This window comes from Rhizobacter sp. P2_H2, from assembly GCF_056403375.1.
Genome location: NZ_JBFUFP010001006.1, coordinates 1 through 1,976 on the forward strand (window position 1 = coordinate 1; position 1,976 = coordinate 1,976).

Consider the following 1,976-nt stretch of genomic DNA (forward strand, 5'->3'; position numbering starts at 1 on the left):
GTCGCCGCGCTGACGCCGACGCAGATCGCCGGCCTGCAATCCGATGACCTGCGCGCGCTGACCACCGGCCAGTACGCCGCGCTGACCACCGCCCAGGTCGCCGCGCTGACCAGCGACCAGATGCCCAACATCGAGTCCTCGGACCTGCGTGCGATCAGCACCGCCGGCATCCGCGGCCTCAACAGCGACCAGTTCGCGGCGCTGACCTCCGACCAGATCGCGTCGCTGACGACCACGCAGGTGGCCGCGCTGACGACCACGCAGGTGGCCTCGCTGGCCTCGGACGACCTGAACGCGCTGAGCACCGCGCAGTTCAGCGCGATGTCGAGCGCGCAGACCGCCGCGCTGACCACCGACCAGATTCCGCACCTCGAATCGGCCGACCTGCGCRCGCTGAGCACCGCCGCGCTGCGCAACTGGACCACCGCCCAGGTCGAYGCGCTGACCTCCGACCAGATGGGCCAGTTGACGACCGCGCAAGTGGCGGGCCTCACGACCGCCCAGCTGACCAACCTGACGACCGACGACCTGAACGCGATGAATACCGCGCAGTTCGCCGCGCTGTCCACCGCCCAGGTCGCCTCGCTGACCGCCACCCAGATCGCCGGCCTGCAGTCCGATGACCTGCGTGCGCTGAGCACCGCGCAATACGCCGCGATGAACTCGGCCCAGGCCGCTGCCCTGACGACCGACCAGATCCCGAACCTCGAATCGGCCGACCTGCGCGCGCTCAGCACCGCCGCGATCCGCGCGCTGAACACCGACCAGATCAATGCGCTGACCTCCGACCAGATGGCCCAGCTGACGACCGCCCAGGTCGCCGCGCTGACCTCGACGCCGCAGGTCGACGGCCTGAACACCAGCAACCTGAACGCGCTGACCACCGCGCAGTTCGCCGCGATGACCACCGCCCAGGCGGCCGCCATCACGACGACGCAGATGTCGAACCTGGAGACGCAGGATCTGCGCGCCCTCAGCACCGCGGCGATCCGCGCGCTGAACAGCGACCAGCTGGCCGCGCTGAACTCCGATCACATGGGCGCGCTGTCGACCGCACAGGTCGCCGCCATGACGACGAACCAGGTCTCGCACCTGACGACGGAAGACCTGAACGCGCTGAACACCGCCGACTTCGTCGCGCTGTCGACCGCCCAGGTCGCATCGCTGACGGCCTCGCAGATCGCCGGCCTGCAGTCCGATGACCTGCGCGCACTGACGACGGCACAGTACGCCGCGCTGTCGACCACGCAGGTCGGCGCACTGACCAGCGACCAGATCCCGAACATCGAATCGGCCGACCTGCGTGCCATCAGCACCGCCGGCATCCGTGGCCTGAACAGCGACCAGTTCGCCGCCCTCACCTCCGACCAGATCGCGTCGCTGACGACCGCGCAAGTGGCCGCGCTGACGACGACGCAGCTGTCGTCGCTGGCCTCGGACGACCTGAACGCACTGAGCACCAGCCAGTTCGCGATCCTGTCGACCACACAAGCCGCGTCGCTGACGACCGACCAGATCCCGCACCTGGAATCGGCCGACCTGCGTGCGCTGAGCACCGCCGCGATCCGCAACTGGACGACCGCCCAGGTCGATGCGCTGACCTCCGACCAGATGGSCCAGCTGACGACCTCGCARGTCGCCGCGCTGACGACCGCCCAGCTSKCSAACCTGRTCACCGACGACCTGAACGCGCTGAMSACCRMSCAGTTCGYCGCGCTGTCSACCGCSCARGTCGCCGCGCTGACGCCGACSCAGATCGCCGGCCTGCAATCCGATGACCTGCGCGCGCTGAGCACCGSCCAGTWCGCCGCRCTGACSACCGCCCAGGTCGCCGCGCTGACCACCGACCAGMTCCCGAACCTCGAATCCGCCGACCTGCGTGCSATCAGCACSRCSGCGCTGCGCCAGCTSAAYTCCGACCAGCTCGGYGCGCTGACCAGCGACCAGTTCGCCGCCCTGACGACCGCGCAAGTGGC

At 69.6% G+C, this 1,976-nt stretch carries 1 pseudogene; it reads left to right on the forward strand.

From position 1 onward, the window contains the following. Nucleotides 1-1,976: pseudogene (locus AC1D15_RS29375) on the forward strand (heme utilization protein); the annotation flags it as partial.